The organism is Phyllobacterium sp. P5_D12, assembly GCF_054049495.1.
Map to the genome: position 1 here is coordinate 1 of NZ_JBFUMG010000676.1, position 2,111 is coordinate 2,111.

Genomic DNA, 2,111 nt, shown 5'->3' on the forward strand with positions numbered 1-2,111 from the left:
TTCATAACGAGTGGATGGGTGGGAGCTTCGGACATCGCCTCGAATTCGAGAATATCAGAGTACTTGCCGAGATCGCTAACCAGATGCGCGGGATACCGGTGAAGCTCATCTTCTCGCGGAAGGAGGACTTCCTGCAGGACATTCCCCGGCAGATTGCGATGGGCAGGTGTAGGGGAAGTGTCAAGGATGGAAAGATAATCGCGGCCGATTTGCAGGTGGCCGCAACAGCGCCATTCAAAGAGCTCCAGGCGAGGATGGGCGCGCCCACGAAGGACCCCGATGGCCAACTGGCGGTTGGCATCTGGAACGTGTACTACAACATTCCCAATTACCGGGCGACAAGCTTCGAAGTACAAGGGCTGTCACCGTCCACGACCTGGCGGTCCGTTGGGGCTTCCGCCAACGGATTCTTCACCGAGAGTTTTATCGACGAGTTGATTCACGCCGCGGGGCTCGACCCGCTCATGGCGCGCATCGAGATGTGCAAGATTCCGATCTACCGGAAGCTCTTGGAAACCGTTGGTGAGATGGCGGACTGGAAGGGACCCCTGGGAAGCGGGAAAGGCCGCGGTGTGGCGTTTGTCGAGTCGTTTGGCACGGCGGTGGCTGAAATCGTCGAGGTGACGATGACCGACGATGGCATCAAGATCGACAAGGTCTGGGTGGCCGCTGATGTCGGCAAGGTCGTCGATCCTGTCAACTTCGAGAATCTCGTCCAGGGCGGCGTCGTCTGGGGTCTTGGCCATGCCATGAACTGCGAACTCACCTATGCCAAGGGGGCTGTCCAACAGACCAATTACAACCACCACGAGGCCATGCGCATGTATCAGTGTCCCGTGATCGAGGTGCGTGGCCTGGAAAACGACTACACAGTCAGGGGCATTGGTGAGCCGCCCGTACCACCTGCGGCGCCCGCGCTCGCTAATGCCATCTTCGCCGCGACCGGCAAGCGTATCCGCGAGATGCCGTTCAACAAGTTCATCGATTTCGTGTGAGGGCGGGCCATGCGAAGAACAACTCTGATCGCGCTCACGTTTGCCAGTTCATCAATCTTCGCCCTGATGGGAATGGTTTTGGCTAAAGACGGGGCGAAAGATGCGCTGCCGCCTGGGAGCGTCAGCAGCGCCGAGGGGCTGCAGGCCTGGAAGAGAATTGAAGCGGTGGTGACGCACCCACGTTGTGCCAATTGTCTCGTCGATGCGAAGGCTATTCCGATCTGGACACCGGCTGGCGAAAGCAAGCCCCGAGTGCACGGCATGAATATCCATGGCGGAGAAAGTCGTATCGGGGCAGAGACAATCCCATGTTCGACGTGTCACRTCACTTCGACCACGCCAAACGACCCCGCACCGGCACCTTTGCATGCAGGCATCGACTGGCAGCTTGCGCCGGTGGAATTCATCTGGTTTGGCAAGAGTGGCGCCGAGATCTGTGCCCAACTGAAGGATCCCGAACGCAATGGCGGCCGCGACGCTGACGGTCTCCTCGAGCATTTGAGGCACGACGCATCGCTTAGCGGATTTATTCCGAGAGCGTGGGCGCCTGGAGCTGGCCGCACGACCCCGCCGGGAACCTTCGAGGATCACGTCAAAGACATGGCTCTTTGGGGAGCCGCCGGCCAGCCCTGTCCGGACTAAGGAGCAGACTGTCGTGCGGTACTGTCAGTCAGCGGATGATATACTGATCCTAGGTTCATCGGAGACCTCGTCGACGCTGCGATGTTTCCCTGGGTGTCCTGCGAGCAGATCGTACACGGGTCGTTCCGCGACACCGCGTCGCCCTCTCGCACCCCCATTGCGGCCGCCATCTCACCATCGAGGTACGCAGCTACGATCCAGAAACGTACTGGCCGATGCGCATGCGGCGCGGTGAGATTCGGGTTCGACATCGATCCTGACTTTGTCGCAGTCTGTCATTGCCGCGACTGCAAGAGGGCATCGGGCGGCGAGGCGATGACACTTCTCGGCGTATCTGAAGATGAGTTCGCGCCCCTAAGCGGGCAACCCAAGGCTTTCCACTACACTGCTTCGTCAGGAAAGGGGCTGGACCGGAATTTCTGTCCCGCTTGCGGCACACGATTGTTCACCAGCAACGCGGAAAGCTATTTGGAC

Annotated in this window: 3 protein-coding genes; all 3 read left to right on the forward strand. The window is 59.5% G+C overall.

Annotation, left to right across the window (positions count from 1 at the left end; all coding sequences use genetic code 11):
* Nucleotides 1-995, forward strand: a 995-nt coding sequence (locus tag ACXJ5O_RS25150; protein WP_457302289.1) for a molybdopterin cofactor-binding domain-containing protein, incomplete at its 5' end; no start/stop codon positions are given.
* Between the two features lie 9 nt (nt 996-1,004).
* The gene (locus ACXJ5O_RS25155; protein WP_457302290.1) at nt 1,005-1,637 is read left to right on the forward strand and encodes a hypothetical protein; all 633 of its coding nucleotides are present in this window, start codon (nt 1,005-1,007) and stop codon (nt 1,635-1,637) included.
* A 195-nt stretch (nt 1,638-1,832) separates the two neighbouring features.
* Nucleotides 1,833-2,111: GFA family protein (locus ACXJ5O_RS25160; protein WP_457302291.1), on the forward strand; the 279-nt coding region annotated here is incomplete at its 3' end.